The following is a 22,820-nucleotide window of genomic DNA, read 5'->3' as shown; positions in this document are numbered from 1 at the left end:
ACCAGCTGAGCCTTAGAGCTCATTGGCGTGCTGCCATCGACCGGCCACGTTGCCCGGGCAATCGCGGTGCGGCCTCACGCCGATGCCGCGTCGCTGCCGCGGACGCATCACACCCGTCGCGCTACAAAAAAGCTCGCCACCGCCAGCAACCACGCCAACGCGAACACGCTCAGGTAGGCGGCACGCGTGGCCGATGTCAGCAGCGCAGCGAACAAGGCACCCGCGAGCGCCAGCATGGCCGCCACCGCGATGGCTTCACTCAGTTGCAAGGCAGAGCTGTTGGCGCCTTGCTGCGCCGGTGGCGATAGCGACAACAGCACCACCGACAGGCTGGGATACAGCAGGCCCATGCCCAGGCCGGTCAGCGCCCACCCGGCAATGGCCAACGGCACGGGAATCGCCGGCCACACCGCGCCCGCGCTGATCGCAATGCCCAGCGTCATCAATAGCGCGCCGCTCTTGAGCAGGCGGGCACGCGACCAACCGACGCGGCTGTGGCCCTGGTACCACGAACCACCAAACCAGCCCAACGCACCCACGCTCAGTGCCACGCCGGCCAGCAGCGGCGAAAGCCCGCGTTCGCGCGACAGCAGCAGCGGCAAAAACGCCTCAAAGCCAAAGAAGGCGGCCGCCGCAATGCCGCGCAGCGCGATCACGCTCGGCAACCCGCGCGCCAGCCGCAGCGTGCCAGCCGGCAGCAGGCGCCACGCACAATACGCGGTGAGCAACACGGCCGGCAGCATGGCGCCCGGCGCCAGCCTGCCGTGCAGTTGCCCGCCCAGATACACGCCAAGCACGCCCACCGCCGCGCCGATCGCCCACCCCATCGAGGCGGTGGGCGCGTCGGAACTGCCGCGTGTCCAGCTCTGCCCGCGCAGCGCCGGCCACAGCATCGACCCAGCCGGAATCGCCAGGAGCGGCACCGACAAAAATACCCAGCGCCAGCCCAGCTGCTGCACGATCAGTCCGCTGATGCCCGGGCCGATCAACGACGGCACCACCCAGCCGGCCGAAAACGCGGCAAACACGCGCGGGCGCAAGACCTCCGGATACAGCCGCCCCACGATGACGTACAAGGCCACCGAATAGGCGCCGGCCCCCAAGCCCTGCAGCAAGCGACCGGCGATCAACATCGGCATGCTCGGTGCCAGGCCGGCGACCAGCAGGCCGACCACAAAGCACAGCAGGCCGGCCGCCAATGCACCGCCAGGGCCGGCGCGGTCGCTCCAGCGCCCGGCCGCCGTCATCCCGATCACGCTGGTGGCCAGCGTGCCGCCGAATGCCAACGCGTACAGCGGCAGGCCGTTCAACTCGCGCGCCACCGTCGGCATGGCGGCGGCAACCGCCAACGACTCGAACGCGTTGAGCGACACCAGCGCCACCATGCCCAGCGTCGCCGCGCGGTAGGGCGCGGCCAGGATGGAGATGGGCTGCGTTTGGGTGGACAGCGCTGCGGCAGTGATCGGTCTTTCGGTCGGCATCGAACATCCAGGAACGAAACGTGTGTAGAGGCGTGACCGGTACTTGCACCGGTGAAGGCCGCGCAGCATCCTGCCTCAACCTAGGTTGAGGTCAAGGCAATGCAACGTGAGTTGTCCGTGGGCGAGGTCGCCAAGCGCAGTGGTGTTGCGGTGTCGGCGCTGCACTTCTACGAGCGCAAGGGGTTGATCAGCAGCCTGCGCACCGCCGGCAACCAGCGTCGTTATGCGCGCGATGTATTGCGGCGCATCGCGGTGATTCGCGTGGCGCAGCGACTGGGCGTGCCGCTGCAGCAGGTGCTCGATGCCTTCTCGGTGTTGCCGGATCAACGCACGCCCACGCGTGCGGAGTGGGCGCGCATGTCGGCGCGCTGGCGGGGCCAGCTGGACGCGCGCATCGACGAACTACAGGCCTTGCGCGATCAGCTCACCGATTGCATCGGCTGCGGCTGCCTGTCGCTGCGCCGCTGCCGCCTGAGCAATCCGGACGATGCCCTGGGCCACGGTGGCGAGGGGGCGTTGCGGTTAGGTGGTCTGAGGGCGGAGTAAGTCCGCCTGGCCAGCCGTCCCGTCGCACCGGGCCGTGCAGGGGAGGGCCGGCGGAGCGCGGACGATCTGCGCGTGCGGTGCGTGGCCGGCTCCATCAAGGCAGCCAGTGGCGGCCACCTCCGAAACCTCAGGCAGCCGCAACCGGGACCAATGGCATTGCCGCGCGCGACACTCTGCGCCGTAGGATGGGAATCCCCTCCGCCGCAGGATTTCGCATGACCCCCACCGTGCGCCGATCACTCACCGTTGCATTGTCTCTGGCCTGCGTCACTGCGCCGGCGCTTGCCGCTGCCGCGCCCGCCAGCGCCGCCACGGCCGCCACGCCTGCTCCGGCCAGCGTGTTCGATCCGCTGGCCTTGTTCGCGCCCCTGCAATTGCCCGACGCTCCCAATGCCTATCGCAGCGGCAGCGGTGTACCTGGCCCGGCGTTCTGGCAAAACCGCGCCGACTACGACCTCAGCGCCAGCATCGACCCGGCAACGCATTCCCTCAGCGGCGAGGCCGCCATCACCTACACCAACCACAGCCCCGACACGCTGGACGTGCTGTGGCTGCAACTGGACCAGAACATCTACCGCGCCGACGCGCGCGCTGCCGCCAGCCGGCCGCTCAGGCGCAAAGAGTTCACCGATGGCATGCAGATCGCCAGCGTCGAGATCGATCAAGGCGGGCGCCGCCAGTCAGCGCACTTCATCGTCGACGACACCCGCATGCGGGTGGATCTGCCGCAACCGCTGGCCGGGCAGGGCAAGGCGCTCACCGTGCATATTCGCTATCGCTACACGATCCCCGGCACCTGGGGCGGGCGCACCGCAGTGAGTGCCAGCAAGCAAGGCGAGATCTACGAGATTGCGCAGTGGTACCCGCGCATGGCGGTGTACGACGATCTGCGTGGCTGGGACACGCAACCCTACCTGGGATCGGAGTTCTACCTGGAGTACGGCAATTTCGACTACGCAGTGACCGTGCCGGAGGGCTTTCTGGTCGCCGGCTCCGGTGCGCTGACCAATCCCCAGGACGTACTCAGCCGCACCGAACAGCAACGCCTGGAGCAAGCCAGCGGAAGCGACCGCACCGTGTTGATCCGCACGCCTGCCGAGGTAACCGCACGTGCGGCCAAGCCGGCGGGCAAGGGCACGCAGACCTGGCGCTTCCACATGGACCACACCCGCGATGTCGCATTTGCCGCATCGCCGGCGTTCGTCTGGGACGCGGCGCGCATCAATCTGCCGGGCGGCAAGCACGCGCTTGCGATGTCGGTGTACCCGGTGGAAGGTGTGGGCGCAGACAAGTGGAACCGCTCGACCGAATACGTCAAAGGCGCCATCGAGCATTTTTCGCAGTGGTATCCGTACCCGTGGCCAGCCGCGATCAACCTGGGTGGTTATGGAGCCGGCATGGAATATCCCGGCATCGTCTTCGATGGTTTCGAAGACGGCGGCAAGGACTTGTTCTGGATCACCGCACACGAAATCGGCCACACCTGGTTCCCGATGATTGTCGGCTCCAACGAGCGCCGGCATGCGTTCATGGATGAAGGCTTCAACACCTTCATCGACGTGTATGCATCGGATGCGTTCAACAAGGGGGAATATGCGCCCAAGCGCGATTCGGAATACGCGCCCAAAGGCGGCAACCCGGTCGACGAAATCCTGCCGCTACTGGCCGACACCCATGCGCCCACGCTGATGGACAACGCCGATTCCACCAGCGAGACCTATCGCCATCCGCTGACCTACTTCAAGGGCGCGTTGGGGCTGGTGCTGTTGCGCGAGCAGATCCTGGGTCCGGCACGCTTCGATCCTGCGTTTCGCAAATACATCGCCACCTGGGCTTACAAGCATCCCACGCCGTCGGACTTTTTTCGGCTGATGGAAAGCGAAAGTGGCGAAGATCTGTCCTGGTGGTGGCGCGGCTGGTATCTCAACAACTGGCAGCTGGACATGGGCATCACCGAAGCGCATTACGTCGACCACGATCCTGCCAAGGGCGTGCACGTCACATTGCGCAGCCGGCAGAAGCTGGTGATGCCGGTAACCGTGCGTGCGGACCTGGCCGATGGCAGCCACCTGGACCGGCGCGTGCCGGTGGAAACCTGGCTGCAGACCACCACGCCCACGCTGACGCTGCCGACCACCCAGAAGGTGCTGCACGTCACCTTGGACCCCGACCATGTGCTGCCAGATGCCGACCGCAGCGACGCGCGCGTGGACGTGACCGGCTGAGCATTGCGCGAGGCGTGGGTGCCGACGTGGCCGCAGCGCGGTCGCGTCGGTGGCTGCGTGCGGCAACCGCCGACGGGAACGGACATAATCGCCTGCGTTGACAACCCGACGAGCGCAGCAGTTGCGTGGCATCGTTCGGTAGCACACAGACGCCGCGGTTCCCGTGCGATGACGATGGTTCGCCCGACGACGACTGACGGCGTATATCAGTCGCCCAGATCAGCGCAATCGATTGCGAAGCGCGCATTGTCTTGTTCATGCGCGATGCTTGTTGCTGCATTGATACACAGGCGACGTGTAATCGGCAGGCGCCTGCAGCGTGCTGCCGTGTCCGGTGCAGCGCCGACGTCGACATGCGCAATCTAGACGCGCGGCGCTGGTCGTCATTCAAAGTTTGCGCAGTCGCCGCATCCGACTCCAGTGCGACACGTTCATTATGCAAATTTCACCATTCGACCCGACGGTTTTTGCGTAATGCCGTGATAACGCTTACAGCCCCGCCGGCATTGAAAACCGTATGCGGGCTCAAGCGACTGCGGTATCGGCTGTAACAGTGCACAGCCATCACTATGCTGCAACGCACGGTGACAAGCCCTTTATGCCCTGACTAGGCTGCGCGGCATGTTAGCGCTATCACCGGCTGACACGTCGTGCAAAGAACCTGCAACACACGCAGCATTGGCAGAGCAGCGCCGTTGCTGCGGCGGGTAGACGTGCATGCGCACACCGCAGGTCGACGATCGAAGGGGCGATCGTCAGCCTGCGTGCTAGGGGACAGATCGAGGGCAACTGACACAACGTCAAGCGGTTGTTGCGTGGCGCGTGCGGCGCGGTGAAAGGAGGGGAATGCCATCAGGGCATGTCCGATCCAGGCGCCGGCTGCGCTTGCAAGACCCATGCATGGCGTTGGATTGGTGGCTCCAGCAGTTGCAGCAGCGTTGGCCACGACCTGTCGGGCAGTGGCCACGATTCCGCCGTATCGCATGCCGCGATATCGGCCGTTGGCGGTTGGACTCCACTCCCGAGGACACATCGATGCGTCGTACGTTGAACAGCTTCAAGTCGAAGGCCATGTTCACCTTCGTTGGTGGCCTGTTGGTCATCAATCCCGCCTTTGCACAGGATGTCGCTCCGCCGCCTGCACCGGCGCCGCAATCCAGCAGCGATTCCGCCACCACCTTGGACGCCGTCAACGTGACCGGTATCCGCAACAGCCTCAACCAATCGATGGGCATCAAGCGCGATGCCGCAGGCGTGGTGGATGCGATCAGCGCCGAAGACATCGGCAAGTTTCCGGACACCAACCTGGCCGAATCACTGCAACGCATCACCGGTATTTCCATCGAACGCCGCGATGGCGAAGGCGCGCAGGTCACCGCACGCGGCTTCGGCCCGCAGTTCAACACCGTCACCCTCAACGGCCGCCTGATCCCCGGTGCCGATGCCTTCGGCGCGCCCGGCCAGACACCGATCGGCGGCGTGGATGTCGGCACGCGCGCGTTCAACTTCGCCCAGCTCGCTTCCGAAGCCATCACCGGCATCGAAGTGTTCAAGACCAGCCGCGCAACGGCGCCCAGCGGCGGGATCGGTGCGACGATCAATATCCAGACCGACAAGCCGTTCAACCACGATGGCGTGGTGGCCAATGCCGGCGCCAAGATGGTGTCCGACCGCTCTGAGCCCTTCGGCGATTCGCTCACCCCGGAAGTGTCGGGCATCTTCAGCTATACCAACCCGGACAAGACCTTCGGTATCGGCCTGAGTGCCAGCTACCAGAAGCGCCATGGCGGTTCTGTCCAAGCCACCGAAAATACCTGGAATATCCAGCGCTGGACCGGCACCGACCCGGCGCTGCGCCCGGACGCGGTGGTGACCAACGCGCCGGCGATCGGCCAGTTGTACGGCATGCCCAACGACCTGCGCTATGCGTTCGCCGATTTCCAGCGCGAACGCATGAATGGCCAGGCGGTGATGCAGTTCGCACCGACCGACAGCCTGACCCTGACCCTGGATTACACCTACTCGGCCAACGAGATCCGCGAAGAGCGCGGTGAACAGGGCATCTGGCTGCAGCGCGCCAACAGCTTTACCGATCTGACCTTCGACACCGGCCAGGCCGTGGCCACGCCGGTCTATCTGCGCGATGTTCCCAATGGCGCGAAGGACTTCGGCATGGAACAACAGCGCAACGAGCAGAAGTACACGCTCGGCTCGCTGGGCTTCAATGCCGATTGGCAAGTGAGCGACCGCTTCCAGTTGAGCTTCGATGCGCACAATTCCAAGACGCAGAGCTTGCCCAACGACCCGACCACCGGCGGCAGCGCGACCTATTTCAGTTTCGCCGGCACCAACAACTGCACCAACGGGCCGTACTGCGGTGGCCAATGGGGGCAGGAATTGTGGTTCAACAATTCCTTGCCGATCGGCGCACGCACCTGGTACCCCACTGCGGCCGATTCGCTGGCAAACACCAATGGCGTGGTCAATCCCGCTTTCACCCCTGCCGAGCTCGGCTCGCAGGTGCTGCGTATTTTCTATCAGAAGCAGGTGACCGAAACCAAGGAAGGACGGCTGGACGGAAAGTTCGATTTCGACGACGGGCGCTTCCAGTTCGGCGTGAGTTCCACCAACACCACCATGCATCGGCTCGTCAGCGAGACCAATTCGACGCTGGGCGATTGGGGCGTGGCCAATGCGGGCAACGAGCCGGGCATGGTCGCATTGCTGCAGCCGGTGAGCATCACCGGCATGTTCAAGGATTTCAATCCCAGCGGCGCGGCCTCCAGTGCATGGCGTGGCGATGCAGATCAGCTGGCGCTGTGGGGCGGAAGCCAGTACGGCGCAACCACGCGCTACAACCCGCAATACACCGCCGACAACCGGGTGGAGGAAAAGACCCGCGCGGCCTACGTACAGTTGGAAATTGCCGGCGCCATCGCCGGGATGACCACCAATACGCGCCTGGGGCTGCGCTACGAGCGCACCGATGTGGAGTCCACCTCGCAGGTGGCCACGCCCACCGCGCTGCTGTGGCTGTCCAACAACGACTTCCAGTTGATCCGTTCCACCGACCAGCAGCCTTTCAGCGAGAAGACCAGCTATAACTACATCCTGCCCAACATGGACTTCAGCATCGATTTCACCGATTCGCTGAAAGGCCGCGCCTCGTTTGGCCAGACCATCGCACGCGCACCGTACAACAATCTCATCGCCGGGCCCACGCCCAACACGCCCAACGGCTCGATCCTGATCAACCCGTCCAACCGCGCCGGCGGCGACTCGCAGACGCCCACGCTCGATCCGTTGGAATCGGACAACCTCGATCTGGCACTGGAGTGGTATTTCGCCGATGCCAGCTATGTGTCAGCGACGTTCTGGAACAAGCGCGTGAGCAATTTCATCGGCAATACCGTTACGCGTGAATCGCTGTACGGACTGACCGACCCCACCTCCGGGCCGGATGCTCAGGCTGCGCTGGCGTTCCTGCAAAGCGGGGCCTGCGCCGCCCAGGTGGGTGCGGCCGGCAACGATGTCGCAGGCGCATGTTCGGCCAACGACACCTCGCTGTTTGCGGCCATGGCGCTGCTGCGCAATGCGGCTGCCACCGGCGGGCTGAGCGCCTACAACGGCAGTTCGGCGCAGAGCCTTGCGCTGGAGAATGCCTACGATATCGCCGGCAACGCCTCCGACCCGCTGTATCAGTTCGATGTGTCGCGGCCGATCAACCAGAACAAGGCCAACATCCACGGCTGGGAACTCGGCGGCCAGTACTTCTTCGGCAGCACCGGTTTCGGCATCTACGCCAACTACACCATCGTGGAAGGAGATGTGGCGTTCGATAACACCGTCATCGATCGCGATCAGTTTGCATTGCTCGGCCTGAGCGACACCGCCAACGTCATGCTGATGTACGAAAAGTATGGCTGGAGCGCACGCCTGGCCTAGAACTGGCGTGACGAATACCTGATCGCTGCCAACCAGGACAATGCCAACCGCAACCCGTACTACGTCGAGCCGTATCAGCAGTTCGACCTGAGCGTCAGCTACGCCTTCAACAAGCAGCTGTCGGTGGGCTTCGAGGCGATCAACCTGACCGGTGAGGACGTGCGTTGGCACGGCCGCTCGGACAAACAGATCATCCGCCTGATCGACCAGCAGCCGCGTTACACGCTGGGCGTGCGGTACGCGTTCTGAATTACCACGCGTTGTTCGTCGTAAATCCTGCGGCCGCCATCGTGTGATGGCGGCCGCAACCGGTTGTTGCGCCGTTGCTCGCGTGCGTTCTACAGCCGTGTAGTGCCGCCGTGCCCGCTCCGTCTATGGAGAGGCCGTCGGCTTGCAGTGCGAACGCATGCGTCATGCGCTGGCCTTCGTCGCGGCGCAGCGTGTTGCTGCCCTGCGGCTTGCCGGCGCACGCATTTTTGGCAATGCTCAGCATCGATAAGCGCGCGGGGAATGCGTGCGACCGAGTTTCTTCATGACTGCAGCCCTCCGCGACGGACGGCTGCTGGAGTTTTAGATGACCCGATACGCAGTGCTCAACAACGTGGCCCATCACGACCTGCGCGTGATCCTGCGCTTTGGTGCGGAATTTGGCGATGCAATCGGCGTGGTGCCGGCCTTCGTCACCGAATATGCCGAGCTGCAGCGCGAGTATCCGCTGTTCTTCCGCAAGGATCCGGCCGGAAGTGGTTACCAGCCGGTGGCGCTGCTGGGCTTTGCGCAGGATGAAAACCTGTTTCTGCAGGACGGGCGCTGGAATGCCAGCTACCTGCCGGGCATCGTTGCCAAGGGACCGTTCCTGATCGGTTTCCAGGAGCAACACGTCGATGGGGCCTTGGTACAGGAGCCGGTGATCCATGTCGACCTGGAACATCCGCGCATCAGCCGCAGCGAGGGCGAAGCGGTGTTCCTGCCGCAGGGCGGGCACAGCCCGTATCTGGAACATATCATCGGCGTGTTGCGCGGCATCCGCGATGGCGTGGACGCAGGGCAGGCGATGGCGGCCGCCTTCGACGCGCTTGGGCTGATTCAACCGGTGCGCCTGGAGGTTGCGCTGGATGCCAGCCATGCCACGCAGTTGCAGGGCTTGTTCGCCATCGACCGCGAGCGGCTTGCCGCCCTGGATGCGCACGCGCTGCAGCAGTTGCATCAGGCCGGCTATCTGGAAGGTGCCTTCCTGATGCTGGCATCGCTGCACAATGTGCGCCGGCTGATGGCCGAAAAGCAGCGCCGCCTGCAGCAGTCGCACAGCGACCCCGTTGCTGCGTACGCCTGAGCGTATGGCCGCACGCGCCACCGATCTGTCCGTCGCCGCGGGCGTCGCCATCGTCGAGCGCAGCGACTGCGATCCTGAGGCATTGCCGCTGTCCGCACTTTGCGAGGCCGCCGAACCGGTGGTGCTGCGCGGCGTTGCGCGCAGCTGGTCGCTGGTGCAGGCCGGGCTGCGCAGCGCCGATGAAGCCATGGCGCTGTTGCGTGCGCACGATACCGGCCGCCCCCTGCAGTATTCGTATGGCGCCCCGGAGATCGGCAGCCGCCCGTTCTATCGCGACGATTGCAGCGTGCTCAACTTCCAGGTGCAGCGCGGCAGCGTAAGCACCTTGCTGGATGCCATCGCGGCGCATCGTGACGACCCGCAGCCGCCCACTTATTACCTGGCCTCGTTGCCGGTGGACGCCAATCTGCCGGGGCTGCGCGCGCACAACGATCTGGATGTCGCCGCCAACGGTGGCCACGTGCAGCCCAGCATCTGGATCGGCAACCGGGTGATCGCTTCATGCCACTACGATGCGCTGGATAACCTGGCGTGCTGTGCGGTCGGGCAACGGCGCTTTACGCTGTTTCCGCCAGAGCAGGTCGCCAATCTGTATCCGGGTCCGCTCGATCCCACGCCGGGCGGGCAGGTGGTGAGCATGGTCGATTTCGCCCATCCGGACCTGCAACGCTTTCCGCGTTTTGCCGATGCCTTGCCGCATGCGCGCAGCGTGGTGCTGGAGCCGGGCGATGCGTTGTTCATTCCGAGCATGTGGTGGCACCACGTCCAATCGCTGCAGCCGTTCAACGTGCTGATCAATTACTGGTGGAGCAGTGCGCCAGCGCATCTGCCTGCCGCGATGCCGGCGCTGTATCACGCGCTGTGGGCCATTCGCGACCGTCCGGCAGCGGAAAAACAGGCCTGGCGCGCATTGTTCGATTACTACGTGTTCGGCCCTGCCGAGCAGGCCGGCGAACATCTTCCCGAACCGGCACGGCATGCGCTCGGCCCGATCGACCCCATGCTGTCGCGGCAGCTGCGCGCCATGCTGATCGGCAAGTTGAACCGCTGATGTGCAGCGCCGCCCTCAACCCATTCCACAGGAGTGCGCAGTGACTCAGGCTCAGATTCGCAAGGTGGTGATCGCCGGTGGTGGAACGGCCGGCTGGATCGCTGCCTGTGCGCTTTCGCATCAATTCCGCAATTTGCTGGACATCACCCTGGTCGAGTCCGAGCAGATCGGCACCGTTGGTGTGGGCGAATCCACGGTGCCGCCCATCCGCACCTTCCACCGGTTCCTGCAGATCGACGAGCAGGAATTCCTGCGTGCGGTGGCAGGCACCTTCAAGCTGTCGATCTCCTTCGAGCATTGGCGCCGCCAGGGCGAGCGCTACATCCATCCGTTCGGCATCACCGGGCAGAGCACCCTGGTGTGCGCGTTTCATCACCTGTGGCTGGAAAGCCAGCGCCGCGGCATGCCGGGCAACTTCGGCGATTACTGCCTGGAAACGGTGGCCTCGCGCGTGGACCGCTTTGCGCTGCACGGCGAGCCGGCTGTCAATTACGCCTATCACCTGGATGCGGCGCTGTATGCCAAGTTCCTGCGCGCGCGCAGCGAGGCCTGCGGCGTCACGCGTATCGAAGGCAGGATTCAGCAGGTGACCGTGCAGCCGCACAGCGGCGATGTCGCCAGCCTGGTGCTGGAAGACGGGCAAGTGATCGAAGGCGATTTGTTCATCGATTGCAGCGGCTTCCGCGGGCTGCTGATCGAGCAGACCCTGCACACCGGCTACGAAGACTGGAGCCATTGGCTGCCGTGCGACCGTGCGGTGGCGGTGCAGACCCAAGCCCTCGGCCCACCGGTGCCCTATACCCGCGCCATCGCGCACGAAGCCGGCTGGCGCTGGCATATTCCGTTGCAGCATCGCGTCGGCAACGGCCTGGTGTTTTCGAGCAAGCACCTGTCCGATGACGAGGCACATGCGAAGCTGCTGCGCGATGTGGCCGCGCCTGCGGTGAAGGATCCCTGGATGGTGCCGTTCCGCACCGGCCGCCGACTCAAGGCCTGGAACAAGAATGTGGTCTCGCTCGGTCTGGCCAGCGGTTTTATCGAGCCACTGGAATCCACCAGCATCCATCTCACCATCTCTGCAGTGGTGCGGCTGCTGGCGCTGTTTCCGGCCGAAGGTATTGCACCCTCGCAGGTGCAGCTGTTCAACGACGTCAGCCGCGCTGAAATGGAGCACGTGCGCGACTTCGTCACCTTGCACTATCACGCCACCCAGCGCGACGAACCGCTATGGCAGCAATGCCGGCAGATGGAACTGCCCGAGTCGCTGGCGCTGCGCCTGCGTGCCTGGCGCGAACGCGCGCACGCCTGGCAGGGTGCCGATGAGTTGTTCCGTGTCGATTCCTGGACCCACGTGCTGATGGGGCAGGGCATCGCGCCCGAGCAGCATCATCCGCTGACGCGCGCATTTTCCGACCACGACCTGCGTCGCCTGCTCGACGGTATCGCCCAGCCGATCCAGCACGCCGTGCGGCAGATGCCGTCGCAGCAGGACTTCATCGAGCGCTACTGCAAGGCAGGCGAGCAGGTGTGGGGGATGCGCAGCCCGGTGCCTGCCTAGTGGCTCGCTGCGCGCGGGCGCAGTGCGCGCCCGCGCTATAGCCGCATCAGATCCTTTCCCACTACGATCGGCCCGGCGTAATGCTTGCGCGCGCCTCCGCTCCACATCGCATCGGTGATGGATGCATCGCCGCCGGGGACGAAGTGACTGAGCACCAGCATCTTCGCGTTGGCTGCAGCCGCAATCATGCCGACCTCTTCGCTGGTGGAGTGGCTCTTGAGCAGATGGTCGAGCAATGTGGGGGCGTTGTCGTTGGCCTTCAGCATCGTTTGTAGCGCCGCCAGATACATCACCTCGTGCACCAGGACATCGGAGTTCTTCGCGAACTCGGCCAGCGCGGGCAGGTAGCGCGTATCGCCGGAGAACACCACGCTGCGGTCGGGCGCTTCGAACCGATAGGCGAAGGCCGGCTTGAGCGTGTAATGGTCCACCAAGGTAGCAGTGACGGTGACCTGATCGTTCTTCAAAACGGTGCCGGGCTGGTCGAACTCATGCACATGGACGAGTGCTTCGAACGGCGGGCGGCCTTCCTCACGGATGCGTGCCTGGATGTCGATGGCATTCATCGCGACAAACGCTTCCACCATCCTGGCGATGCCGGGCGGGCCATACAGATGCACCGGCGTCTGCAGGCCACTGGCCCAGGCCAGCCACACCACGTTGAGCAGATCGGCATTGTGGTCGGAATGGTGGTGGGTCAGAAAGATATCGCGCAGCATGGGCAGTCGAATGCCGGCCTTGACCAGTTGCTGCGCCACGCCGTTGCCGCAATCGATGAGATACGGTTGCCCGTCGATGACCAGGGCATTGGCGGCCGCCGCCCGCAAGGGCGAGGGCGTCGGGCCACCCTTGGTGCCCAGCAGCACCAGCACGCTGCCCTTGGCTGGAAAGGGGGCAGGTGGCGCAGAGTCGGGCTTGGCGGATGTGTGTCGCACCGCCGGACGCGCAGCGGCATCGAGCTGCCCCACTGCGGTCAGCGCACTCGCCGCGAATGCAGTGCGTAGCAGCGCGCGACGGGAGCGGGATGGCTGGAAGGTGGTCATTGTGGCTCGTGTCGATGTGAGGGTTGAGTGTCGATGCAATCCCTGCGTGCGCTATACACGATACGGCAGGCCTCGCTGGCAGTGATCCGAAGCCGCGGTCAGGGCGCTATTTTTTCGCTGCTTCTGTCGCCACGCTCAGAATTCGCGTGCAATGAATTGATTCAAGGCCGGCGAACGATAGAACGCCATGCACTGGGCGAAGATGCGATTGAACGGGCCGCGGCGCGCTTCGTCCTTCATCGGGACTTCGCGCTTGTCCAAACCCGCCGTGTTGGCGTCGACAAACCGATGCAGGCGGTCGGTCGCGCCGGCCTTGGCGTTGTCCATCGCATAGGTGGTGAGCAGATACGAGCGGTCGCGCAGCTGATCGGGTGCGTACTTGCCGCTATGCGTGTAGTTGTTATCCAGGCATCGCTGCAGGGCGTAGGCCTTGATGTCCTGGCGATCGGCCGGCTTGCCGGCCGCCAGGGCAGGGGTTTGCAGCGCCAAGGCCACAAGGGTGATGACTAGCAGTGAGGTACGTACGCGAACCATGGGCAGCCGTTGTGAGGGAACAGACCCCATCAGTCTGCATCATTGCGCCGCTTGCCGCCGATGCGGCGTTGGTGCCGCCGGGGTCAATCAGGCATTGCCAGCTTGGCCGACGTGGATCTGGTAAATCCAGCGTGCCGGCAACAGCACAGCGACAAGCTTGTTGAACGAGTCTGCAAAAAACAGCCGTGGAGCGATGCCTCGCGCGAGCGCATCACGCCGTTGCCATGAGTGAGTGGCAACAATAGGGTGGTGTCATTAGACAGCGTGCGGACGTTGCAGTGCATGAGTTAACGCATACACGTTCGCCGGGCCGAAGACGCGTCGCCCGGCAATCGGATTGCCGGGCGAGGCGATCAGCGTGGCAGGCGCGCAAGGTCGCCCTGCCATGCGGCTTACCGCTTACTGGCCGAAGTAGGTGGAAATGGTGGAATACACGTCCGAGAAGCGCGAGTAGTAGTCCGGATCAGTCTGCGCGCTGCAGAAGGAGTAACCCCCATATAGGCCACCACGAAGCTGATAGGCGCCATTGCTGGCGACGGTGAACAGGCCCGAGCCGGATGAGCCGCCTTCGGTCACGCCGTCGCTCCACACCACCCGATAGAGCGGGCTCTTGCCATCGATGGAGCTGTTCAATGCATTGACCGCACCCAGCGAATACTTCTTGACGTCGCCTGATGGGTGGTGGATGCCGACAATCGAGGTGCCGGTGGAACCGATCGCCGCGCTATTCCACGCTGCATAGAACGCGCCGCTTGGCGGTGCGGTCTTCAGCTCCAGCAATGCGGTGTCGCGCGTCGTGTTGGCGTGCCGCAGGAACGCACCGCCCGTCAATGTGGTTGCCTGCGAGCTGGCCGTACTGCCATTGCAGCTGGCCGCATCGTAGAACCAGTATGTCTGCAGCGTGTTGGCCACGGTCTGCGTGCTGATGCAATGCGCTGCGGTCCAGAACAGGTTGCGTTTGGGCGAGTTGGTGTTGTTCAGCAGCGTGCCGGTGCACAGGAACGAGCCCTGGCTGGTGGTGAACACCATGCGCGCCACTGCCTTTGCGGCGCTGGTGAAGCCGGTCGTGGGATTGGCACGGCAGACGATGTCGTTCTCACACGAATCGCTCTCGCCGATGGCAATGGTCATCATGTCGCGCGGGCTGGCAGTGGGGCTGATATCCAGATGCGACAGCTGCGGAATGCTGAGGCTGAAGTTCTCCGGATATAACCCGGCCGGCAGCGACAGCTCGACCAGCAGGTCCTCGCCACTCACCGTCGGCGACCAGCCGATATCGTTGCCGCTGGCAGCAAAGCTGGCGCCGGATTGCTCGAACACGCGACCATCGTTGCCGGCAAAGCGCAGCGTCACCTTGGACGGGTCGCCAGGCGTTGCACCTGCGCCACGCAGTATCAACGATGCACGCAGCGATGCCGCCTGTGCGGAGCTGACCTTGAGGCTGGCCACGCGCGAGCCATCGGGAGCCATCTGCCAATCGAGCTTGGACAGGTTCACCGTTGGCTGTGCGACTGCACGCGAAAAACCGATCTGCAACGGCTGTCCATGCTTGACCTGCGCAATGCGACGCTCGCGCACACGGCCGATCTCGGCGCTGGTGGGTGCGGTAAGTTGCACCACGCGCGTGGGCAGAACGCCGCCGCGCAAGCTTGCCGATTGCAACGTGGCCGCATCAAGCTTGGCCGCCTGCGGCGCGGTGGTGACCGGCGCTGCATCCATCTCGGTGGGCGGTGCGGCCGCTGCGGCGCCGGAAATAGCGGAAAACAACGCCAGATACATCGCGTTCTTGCGATTCATGGGTAGTCCTTCTCGTCAGGGATCGTCAGGCTGCAGCGGGGGCTGCAACAAGCGGGCGCCATCGTTGGCGCCGAACGAGACTAGCGAAACTTCAAGGCTGAATATGTGCTGAAAATCTCGTTCGTGGATAAATGGTTGCTATAAATACAATCTACTTTTCGCGTATCGATGTGCTGCGTCTTGCGTGCGGGTCGTCGGTCTTGCGAGTGCGCCGGCGCACGCAGTGGCGATGGACAAGTTGCTTGCACCAGCGCCTTGCAACGCGCGCGAAGCGGCCCGGCACCTTGTGCATGCGCCATGCGGCCATCGTTGTGTTGATCAGGTCATCTGCAGCATCGCGCTTCTCGCGTCTGATCACGCGTGCAGGCCGGCACAATGCAGCTGCGAAGACTCGCGGCGCGTGGCTGGCCGCACGGAATACGGCGGCGCAACAGACAGCGCGGCTGTCGCGGCTATTCCAGCGCGTCGCTGGCGCGCAATTCGGTGGAACGTCCGCTGAGTTTCAGAAACGCCAGGACCGTCAGCCCCACCGCCATCCATGCAGCGCCACCCAGTTGTGCATGCAGGTCCGCATTGAGCAGCACATAGGCCAGGATGACGATTCCGATCAAGGGCACCACGCCATGCAGCACACGCCGGCCGTGGGTGCGGAAGTGCCACAGCACTGCGATATGCAACAACACGAAGGCGGTCAGTGCGCCGACGTTGCACAACGACGACAGCAGCGCGATCTGCCCGACGAAGACTTCGCCCAGTACCAGGCTCAGGCCCGCCACCAGCAGGATCGCACGCTGCGGTACGCCGGTGCGCGGGTGGATGTAGCGCAGGAAGCCCGGCAACTGCCGGTCGCGCGCCATGGCGAACAACAGCCGCGACGTGGCCGCCTGTGCGACCAATGAATTGGCGATTGCCGCGCTGATCGCCACAGTGAGCGCAATGACGATCTGCAGCCATGGCCCGGCGATCAATCGGCCGATCTCGAAGAACGCATCGTTGGATGCCTGCGCGCTTGGGTAGCGCTGCAGGTCCGGCTGCAGCAATGCCGCCAGCCAAGTTTGCAGGACGAACAGCCCGGCCACGATCAGCAAGGCCAGCAAGGTCGCGCGCCCCACCACGCGATTACCGCCGCGCGCTTCCTCGGACATGGTGGAGATGGCATCGAAGCCGAGGAACGACACCACCGCCACCGACAACGCGCTGAAGATCAGCTGCGGCGAAAACGCCTGTGGGTTATACAGTGGGCGCCAGCTCCAGTGCGCCCCATTGACGCCGCGCTGGATCGCCAGTGTCGCCAGCACCACGAACACCGCCAGTACCAGCAACTGCGCGAGCAGGAAAAAACGATTGGCGCGTGCGGTGGTTTCGATGCCACGCAGGTTCACCACCGTGTTGAGCACCACGAAGAACCCAATCCACGCCGGCTGCGGTATTGCCGGCAGTACGGTCTGCATCGCATTGGCGCCGACCACATACAGCAGGGTCGGCACCAGCAGGTAGTCGAGCAGAATCGCCCAGCCGGCCAGAAATCCCATGCCGTTGCTCAGCCCGCGTCCGACATAGGCATACACCGAACCGGCCACCGGAAATGCCTGTGACATCTGCTGGTAGCTCAGTGCGGTGAGCAGCATCGCCACGAAGCCGACCAGGTAGGTCAGCGGCACCATCCCGGCACTAATGTCGAAGACGCCGCCGAAGATCGAGAACGGCGCCGTGGGCACCATGCACACCAGCCCGTAGATCAGCAGATCCTTGAGCGTGAGCTGCCGCTTGAGCTCCTGTGCGTAGCCGAAGCGTTCCAGCGTGGCCGCATCGTCGCGGCGGGGCGTGTCGGTCATGCAGGTGTCCGTTGAAAGGAATGCCGGCACGCAACACGAGCGCCTGGACGAGCTGAACGCCCGTTTCGTGCTGCCGCCATGTGACCGGCATTGTGACGATAATGTGGCCGGCAAGCCCATCCATTGGCAAAAGTGCTAGGTTTTCCATGCTGGATGTCATCTGCTGGCAACCACCGGTACCGAAGGATCATCATGTTCGACATTCTGGCCAGCCTGGGCCGCGATCTGCAGGCGTTGCAGACGCTCGATAGCTGTCTGGACCGGGTATTTCGCGATGTCTGCGCGCTCGGTTTCCAATCGCTGGTGTACGACTACGCGCCGGTGCCCCTGAGTCTGGAGGGGGCGCTGATCACGCCAACGGTGTTCATGCAGCGCAATGCGCCGGGCGATATGCAGCATGTGTGGTGCGAGTACGGGTACTACCAACATGACCCCGTTCAGCAGCGTGCAACGCGACGTACCACGCCGTTCGTATGGTCGTACCGCACTGACGGCCACGGCGCGGGCGTGGAATATGTGGGGGGGCAGCACCGGCAAGTGACCCGCTATCTCTGCGATAGCGGCATGTGCACCGGTGTCACCGTGCCGCTGCATTTGCCTGGTGGCGCATTTGCCACCTTCAGCGGCGCGATCGATGCCGCCGCCGCCCAGGCGCCGCGTTTGGCCGAAGCGCAGTTGCTGCCCTTCCTGTTGCTGGCGCATGCCTTCCAGGCGCGCGCGCAGGAATTGCTGGACCCGCAGGAGCGCCGCTGCCACCACATCGCGCTGACCCGTCGTGAGCGCGAATGCCTGCAGTATTCGGCAAAAGGCCTGACGTCCAAGCGGATTGCCGCGGCACTCAACCGTTCAACCGCCACGGTGAACCTGCATCTGAATTCGGCCGCCCGCAAGCTGGGCGCACGCAATCGCGTGGAAGCAGTGGTGCGTGGTATGCACTATCGGTTGCTGGAGCCATAAGTATTCTTTGAGCGTGCCTGTGTCGGCTGCGGCGCGCGCGGCTTCGGCGGTTTCGGAGCGGCAGAGCGCACATGCATTGCCGTTTCCCTGGCGCGGCCACCTGTGTTCTGAACGCCGATCCGTTCGTGGGCCAAATGGAGTCCAGTGGCGTTCGCAGCGGCAATAGATGCGCTGATTGGAAGCCGACATTTCGATCCAAAAGCGCTGCTGAGTCGCGCGATAGACGTTGCTTTCGGCGACGCAACGCGTTCGCTCCAACCGGCTATCGGCCAGCGCCAACCGCGCATCCGGGCGCGCCCAAACCTGTGAAATTTGCCAGTTAACCCCGCTCGGCGTGCTCGCTAGGCTCGGGGTTCATCATTGCCGTAGGCAGGCGCAGGTCATGCAGTGCACCGAGGGTTACGTCGAATTCCGCGGCTACCGCACCTGGTACCGCATTACCGGCGACCTGTGCGCAGATGCCTGCCCGCTGCTGGTGCTGCACGGCGGCCCCGGATGCACGCACGACTACGTGGACAGCTTCAAGGACCTGGCGGCCAACGGCCGCGCGGTGATCCACTACGACCAGCTGGGCAACGGCAACTCCACGCATCTGCGCAATGCCGAGCCAGGCTTCTGGACAGTGGGGCTGTTTCTGGACGAGCTGCAGGCGCTGATCGCGCATCTGGGGCTGTCGCAGTACGCATTGCTGGGCCAGTCCTGGGGCGGAATGCTGGCCGCCGAACATGCGGTGCGCCGTCCGGCCGGCCTGCGAGCGCTGGTCATCGCCAATTCGCCCGCCTCGATGGGGTTGTGGCGCGCGGCTGCGCTGCGCCTGCGCGCGCGCCTGCCTGACGATATCCAGGCCGTACTGGACGAGCACGAAGCCGCCGGTACGCTGGACCATCCGGCCTACCGCGCTGCCAGCCAGGTGTTCTACGCGCAGCACGTGTGTCGCGTGCTGCCGTGGCCTGCCGAGGTGGCGCGAACGTTCGCCGCCATCGACGCCGACCCAACCGTGTATCACGCCATGAACGGCCCGACCGAATTCCACGTGGTGGGCAGCTTGCGCAACTGGAGCATCATCGAGCGCCTGCACCGCATCACCGCGCCCACGTTGGTGCTCTCTGGCAAGTACGACGAAGCCACGCCGGAAACGGTGGAGCCCTATGCGCGCTTGATCCCGGATGCGCGCTGGCACGTGTTCGCCAACTCCAGCCACATGCCGCACGTGGAAGAACGTGCGGCGTGCATGCGCCTGGTCGGCAATTTCCTGGACGATCAGACACCGTGGCCCGGTGGACAAATGCTGCGCTCGTCAACACTGGCCAATCGCGCTGTTTGAGCGTGCAGGGTGTGCTGGGGCGATCGCCAGCGGGCCGATCAACGGCACTACGTTTCGCTGCCTGCCGCGATCATGTCGCTGTGGGCAGACACCATCCATCCGTGCCTGCGATGCGGGCCCTGCAGCGTGGGTGTGCTTCCATCGCTGCACGCAGTCCGGGCAGCTGTGTCAATGGAGGTTCGAGCATCGACGTAAGCCCGTTTCAGGCCGCTAGCGCGCGTTGATGTGCGAGCGTCGCAGCGCACAGGCCGCAGCGTGGAAGGCAACGCAGACGATCGGTAGCCATGCACGTATTCGCTCTGGTGCGCCGCGCCGGCGCTCGCGCGCGACAGCTTGCGTGCGCCTGTTCATGCCGATGTGGACGCAGCGCTGCAATGCATGACTGCAGTGCAATTGGCCAGCTGCGATCGCCAGGCATGCACTGAGTGCGCCGATGCCTGCCGCTGCGCCGGCATGTAGATCGTGACGGTTTGCAGGCGCAATCGCGCTGCACATTCCAACGCCTGCGCATCGCCGGCATCTGCAGGCGCACGCACGCATGCATCGATCCACACATGGCGATCGCCTGGCATTGGCGTGTCCTGTCCCGGCTGTCCTTCGCTGTCTCTTTTGCATGTCCCGGAAAGAGAACGCCGCGGTGTGTCTAAGTTTCGAAGATGAATAATTGTTTTATGCTTTAAATCGCGCGAAGAATGCAGCCCCCCACGCATCGCCTTGCTGTTGTCGTCGCCACTGCGCTGACGGCCGGCATCGCTTGTCGACTTCATTGGGAGAGGCTACATGATCATCAAGACGCTCCAGGGCGCACTTGCGCTTGCACTGTCCGCTTGCGCCGCCGGCGCGATTGCCGGCCCGGTTGGCTACGGTGCGGCGACTACCGGCGGCGGCAACAAGTCGCCAGTCAACGTGGCGACGTTCGAAGCGGTGCAGGCCACCATCGATAACTATTCCGGTAGCGGCGGGCTGGTGCTCAACTACACCGGCCAGTTCGACTTCGGCAGCATCAAGGACGTGTGCGCGCAATGGAAGCTGCCGGCCAAGACCGTGCAGATCAAGAACAAGAGCGATATCACCATCAAGGGCGCCAATGGCTCTTCGGCGAACTTCGGCGTGCGTGTGGTAGGCAATGCGCACAACGTGATCATCCAGAACATGACCATCGGCTTGCTGCAAGGCGGCGAAGATGCGGATTCGATCTCGCTGGAAGGCAACTCCAGCGGCGAGCCGTCCAAGATCTGGATCGACCACAACACCATCTTCGCCTCGCTCACCAAGTGCTCCGGTGCAGGCGATGCCTCCTTCGACGGCGGCATCGACATGAAGAAGGGCGTGCACCACGTCACCGTGTCCTACAACTATGTCTACAACTATCAAAAGGTCGCGCTCAACGGCTACAGCGACAGCGACACCAAGAACGCGGCTGCGCGCACCACGTATCACCACAACCGCTTCGAGAACGTGGAATCGCGTTTGCCATTGCAGCGCCGCGGTTTGAGCCACATCTACAACAACTACTTCAACAATGTGCTCACCTCGGGCATCAACGTGCGCATGGGTGGGGTGGCCAAGATCGAGTCCAACTACTTCGAGAACATCAAGAACCCGGTGACCTCGCGCGACAGCAGCGAGATCGGCTACTGGGACCTGATCAACAACTACGTTGGCAGCGGCATCACCTGGAGCACGCCGGACGGCAGTAAGCCCTACGCCAATGCCACCAACGGTATCGTGTCGCGATTCCATCCATGCAAGCCTGTCCATGCCGCTTCCGACCGATTCCGTTGCTGAGACCGCTGCGCCCGCCGCGCCTGCATTGCGCCATGCGCTGAAGCCGCGGCAATTGATGATGATGGGCCTGGGCACGGCGATCGGCGCCGGGCTGTTTCTGGGTTCCGGCGTGGGCATCCACGCGGCCGGGCCGGCGGTGCTGATCTCGTATCTGATTGCCGGGGCGTTGGTCATCATCGTGATGAACGCGCTGGGCGAAATGGCCGCCGCCAAGCCGGCCAGCGGGGCCTTTTCGGTGTACGCGGCCGATGCGATGGGCCCGACGGCCGGCGCCACCGTGGGCTGGCTGTGGTGGTTTCAGGTGGTGGTGGTGATTGCGGCCGAAGCGGTAGGCGCCGCCGGGCTGCTGGCCACGGTCTGGCCGGCGTTGCCGGTGCCGTTGCTGGCGTTGCTGTTCATGGCCACGTTCACTGCGATCAATCTGCTTGGCGTGCGCAACTTTGGCGAGTTCGAATTCTGGTTCGCCATTCTGAAAGTGCTGGCGATCGTGGTGTTCCTGCTGATCGGCGTGGCCTTGCTGGCGGGCTGGTTGCCCGGCGTGGCGTCGCCCGGGCTGTCCAACTTCACGCAGAACGGCGGCTTTGCGCCGAAGGGTCTGGCTGGTATCGGCTCGGCCCTGCTGGTGGTGGTGTTTGCCTTCGGCGGCACCGAAATCGTGGCGGTGGCCGCAGCGGAAACCGCCGACCCGGGACGTAGCCTGGCACGCACCATCCGCACCGTTGCCTGGCGCATCCTGGTGTTCTATATCGGGTCGATCAGCGTGATCGTGGCGGTGGTGCCGTGGACCAGCGCCGCGCTCAGCTCGCCGTTCGCGGCTGTGCTGGACGTGGCGCGCATTCCCGGTGCCGCCACGGCGATCACCCTGGTGGCGGTGGTGGCGCTGCTGTCGGCGCTCAACGCCAACCTATACGGCGCCTCGCGGATGATCTTCTCGCTGGCCCAGCGTGGCGAAGCGCCGCGGCTGCTGGCCAGGACCAGCGGCGAGCAGGTGCCGCTGGTGGCGGTGATCGCCAGCGTGTTGTTCGGCTTCGCCGCCGCAGCGCTGGAGTTGCTGTATCCGAACAAGGTGTTGCCCATGCTGCTCAACATCGTCGGCGCCACCTGCCTGCTGGTGTGGACGATCTCGCTGGTGTCGCAACTGATCTTGCGCGCCCGCGCGGACCGTGCCGGCCTTGCGTTGCCGTTCCGCATGCGCGGCTATCCGTTTCTGACGGTGTTGGCGCTGGTCATCCTGGCCGTGATCTTCGTGTTGTTGGCCTCTTCGGCCGATACGCGCGCGCAATTCCTCTCGATGGTCGCGCTGACCGCAGTCATCGCAGCGGTCAGCGAAGTTGCGCGGCGCCTGCGTGCGCGCATGTGAGGGATGGTGAGCGTGCCAGTGCGCTGGTGCGTTGCATGCGGTG

The 22,820-nt window shown here is 64.4% G+C and carries 17 protein-coding genes and 1 pseudogene; 10 read left to right on the top strand and 8 right to left on the bottom strand.

The features are described from left to right. Positions 1-107: 107 nt before the first annotated feature. Positions 108-1,481, bottom strand: coding sequence for an MFS transporter (locus FLG15_RS15085; RefSeq protein ID WP_057678735.1), 1,374 nt, complete (start codon positions 1,479-1,481; stop codon positions 108-110). 99 nt (positions 1,482-1,580) lie between these two features. Between FLG15_RS15085 and soxR the strand changes: the two genes are divergently transcribed. The 3 genes and pseudogenes from soxR to FLG15_RS15065 all read left to right on the top strand — a co-directional run bounded on the left by soxR (position 1,581) and on the right by FLG15_RS15065 (position 8,446). Beyond that, positions 1,581-2,027, top strand: coding sequence for a redox-sensitive transcriptional activator SoxR (soxR, locus tag FLG15_RS15080; RefSeq protein WP_057678736.1), 447 nt, complete (start codon positions 1,581-1,583; stop codon positions 2,025-2,027). 215 nt (positions 2,028-2,242) lie between these two features. Next, entirely contained in the window at positions 2,243-4,252 is a 2,010-nt protein-coding gene (locus FLG15_RS15075) for a M1 family metallopeptidase (RefSeq protein WP_057664075.1), read from the top strand. A 1,035-nt stretch (positions 4,253-5,287) separates the two neighbouring features. Next, positions 5,288-8,446: pseudogene (locus FLG15_RS15065) on the top strand (TonB-dependent receptor). 1 nt (position 8,447) lies between these two features. Here the strand turns inward: FLG15_RS15065 and FLG15_RS23520 are convergent. Beyond that, positions 8,448-8,690: a hypothetical protein gene (locus tag FLG15_RS23520; protein WP_057664081.1), complete on the bottom strand. Its 243-nt coding sequence runs from the start codon at positions 8,688-8,690 to the stop codon at positions 8,448-8,450. 81 nt (positions 8,691-8,771) lie between these two features. Between FLG15_RS23520 and FLG15_RS15060 the strand changes: the two genes are divergently transcribed. The 3 genes from FLG15_RS15060 to FLG15_RS15050 are packed head-to-tail and all read left to right on the top strand — an operon-like array spanning position 8,772 to position 12,139. Further along, positions 8,772-9,530: a SapC family protein gene (locus FLG15_RS15060; RefSeq protein ID WP_057664084.1), complete on the top strand. Its 759-nt coding sequence runs from the start codon at positions 8,772-8,774 to the stop codon at positions 9,528-9,530. Positions 9,531-9,534: 4 nt separating this feature from the next. Continuing rightward, positions 9,535-10,581 (top strand): cupin-like domain-containing protein, encoded by a 1,047-nt coding sequence (locus FLG15_RS15055; RefSeq protein WP_057678738.1) that lies wholly within the window; start codon positions 9,535-9,537, stop codon positions 10,579-10,581. Between the two features lie 40 nt (positions 10,582-10,621). Beyond that, entirely contained in the window at positions 10,622-12,139 is a 1,518-nt protein-coding gene (locus FLG15_RS15050) for a tryptophan halogenase family protein (protein WP_057678739.1), read from the top strand. Between the two features lie 35 nt (positions 12,140-12,174). On the opposite strand, the gene FLG15_RS15045 is transcribed toward FLG15_RS15050, so the two are convergent. The 5 genes from FLG15_RS15045 to FLG15_RS15020 form a co-directional block, all read right to left on the bottom strand. Beyond that, positions 12,175-13,182: an MBL fold metallo-hydrolase gene (locus FLG15_RS15045; protein ID WP_150146681.1), complete on the bottom strand. Its 1,008-nt coding sequence runs from the start codon at positions 13,180-13,182 to the stop codon at positions 12,175-12,177. 135 nt (positions 13,183-13,317) lie between these two features. After that, entirely contained in the window at positions 13,318-13,716 is a 399-nt protein-coding gene (locus FLG15_RS15040; RefSeq protein WP_057678741.1) for a hypothetical protein, read from the bottom strand. Between the two features lie 399 nt (positions 13,717-14,115). Continuing rightward, positions 14,116-15,513, bottom strand: coding sequence for a trypsin-like serine peptidase (locus FLG15_RS15030; RefSeq protein WP_150146678.1), 1,398 nt, complete (start codon positions 15,511-15,513; stop codon positions 14,116-14,118). Between the two features lie 151 nt (positions 15,514-15,664). Beyond that, a complete protein-coding gene (locus FLG15_RS15025) occupies positions 15,665-15,871 on the bottom strand; it encodes a hypothetical protein (RefSeq protein WP_057679302.1) in 207 nt (68 codons plus the stop codon). Positions 15,872-15,965: 94 nt separating this feature from the next. Further along, positions 15,966-17,348: an APC family permease gene (locus FLG15_RS15020; RefSeq protein ID WP_150146675.1), complete on the bottom strand. Its 1,383-nt coding sequence runs from the start codon at positions 17,346-17,348 to the stop codon at positions 15,966-15,968. Positions 17,349-17,540: 192 nt separating this feature from the next. Between FLG15_RS15020 and FLG15_RS15015 the strand changes: the two genes are divergently transcribed. Together FLG15_RS15015 and FLG15_RS15005 are read left to right on the top strand one after the other, a co-directional pair. Next, entirely contained in the window at positions 17,541-18,305 is a 765-nt protein-coding gene (locus FLG15_RS15015; protein ID WP_057679300.1) for a LuxR family transcriptional regulator, read from the top strand. Positions 18,306-18,687: 382 nt separating this feature from the next. Continuing rightward, positions 18,688-19,629, top strand: coding sequence for a proline iminopeptidase-family hydrolase (locus FLG15_RS15005; RefSeq protein ID WP_057679299.1), 942 nt, complete (start codon positions 18,688-18,690; stop codon positions 19,627-19,629). 347 nt (positions 19,630-19,976) lie between these two features. Here the strand turns inward: FLG15_RS15005 and FLG15_RS23515 are convergent, their stop codons facing one another. Continuing rightward, the gene (locus FLG15_RS23515; protein WP_237377095.1) at positions 19,977-20,165 is read right to left on the bottom strand and encodes a hypothetical protein; all 189 of its coding nucleotides are present in this window, start codon (positions 20,163-20,165) and stop codon (positions 19,977-19,979) included. A gap of 244 nt (positions 20,166-20,409) precedes the next feature. Between FLG15_RS23515 and FLG15_RS14995 the strand changes: the two genes are divergently transcribed. Both FLG15_RS14995 and FLG15_RS14990 read left to right on the top strand, forming a co-directional pair. Then, positions 20,410-21,417 (top strand): pectate lyase family protein, encoded by a 1,008-nt coding sequence (locus tag FLG15_RS14995; protein ID WP_150146671.1) that lies wholly within the window; start codon positions 20,410-20,412, stop codon positions 21,415-21,417. After that, on the top strand, positions 21,389-22,777 hold the full coding sequence (locus tag FLG15_RS14990; protein WP_039574018.1) for an amino acid permease: 1,389 nt from the start codon (positions 21,389-21,391) through the stop codon (positions 22,775-22,777). Before FLG15_RS14995 ends, FLG15_RS14990 begins: the two co-directional genes overlap by 29 nt. Positions 22,778-22,820: the final 43 nt, after the last annotated feature.

Source organism: Xanthomonas phaseoli pv. dieffenbachiae (assembly GCF_008639345.1).
GTDB classification, from domain to species: domain Bacteria; phylum Pseudomonadota; class Gammaproteobacteria; order Xanthomonadales; family Xanthomonadaceae; genus Xanthomonas; species Xanthomonas phaseoli.
The sequence above is the reverse complement of the archived record's forward strand: the minus strand, read 5'-3'. Positions and strand labels throughout refer to the sequence as shown.

Excerpts from the sequence above, each read along its gene's own strand:
- FLG15_RS14990 (WP_039574018.1), top strand. The coding sequence starts at position 21,389 with ATGCCGCTTCCGACCGATTCCGTTGCTGAGACCGCTGCGCCCGCCGCG.
- FLG15_RS15030 (WP_150146678.1), bottom strand. The coding sequence starts at position 15,513 with ATGAATCGCAAGAACGCGATGTATCTGGCGTTGTTTTCCGCTATTTCC.
- FLG15_RS23520 (WP_057664081.1), bottom strand. The coding sequence starts at position 8,690 with ATGCTGAGCATTGCCAAAAATGCGTGCGCCGGCAAGCCGCAGGGCAGC.
- FLG15_RS15060 (WP_057664084.1), top strand. The coding sequence starts at position 8,772 with ATGACCCGATACGCAGTGCTCAACAACGTGGCCCATCACGACCTGCGC.
- FLG15_RS15005 (WP_057679299.1), top strand. The coding sequence starts at position 18,688 with ATGCAGTGCACCGAGGGTTACGTCGAATTCCGCGGCTACCGCACCTGG.
- FLG15_RS15020 (WP_150146675.1), bottom strand. The coding sequence starts at position 17,348 with ATGACCGACACGCCCCGCCGCGACGATGCGGCCACGCTGGAACGCTTC.
- FLG15_RS14995 (WP_150146671.1), top strand. The coding sequence starts at position 20,410 with ATGATCATCAAGACGCTCCAGGGCGCACTTGCGCTTGCACTGTCCGCT.
- FLG15_RS15040 (WP_057678741.1), bottom strand. The coding sequence starts at position 13,716 with ATGGTTCGCGTACGTACCTCACTGCTAGTCATCACCCTTGTGGCCTTG.
- FLG15_RS15055 (WP_057678738.1), top strand. The coding sequence starts at position 9,535 with ATGGCCGCACGCGCCACCGATCTGTCCGTCGCCGCGGGCGTCGCCATC.
- FLG15_RS15045 (WP_150146681.1), bottom strand. The coding sequence starts at position 13,182 with ATGACCACCTTCCAGCCATCCCGCTCCCGTCGCGCGCTGCTACGCACT.
- FLG15_RS15015 (WP_057679300.1), top strand. The coding sequence starts at position 17,541 with ATGTTCGACATTCTGGCCAGCCTGGGCCGCGATCTGCAGGCGTTGCAG.
- FLG15_RS15085 (WP_057678735.1), bottom strand. The coding sequence starts at position 1,481 with ATGCCGACCGAAAGACCGATCACTGCCGCAGCGCTGTCCACCCAAACG.
- soxR (WP_057678736.1), top strand. The coding sequence starts at position 1,581 with ATGCAACGTGAGTTGTCCGTGGGCGAGGTCGCCAAGCGCAGTGGTGTT.
- FLG15_RS15075 (WP_057664075.1), top strand. The coding sequence starts at position 2,243 with ATGACCCCCACCGTGCGCCGATCACTCACCGTTGCATTGTCTCTGGCC.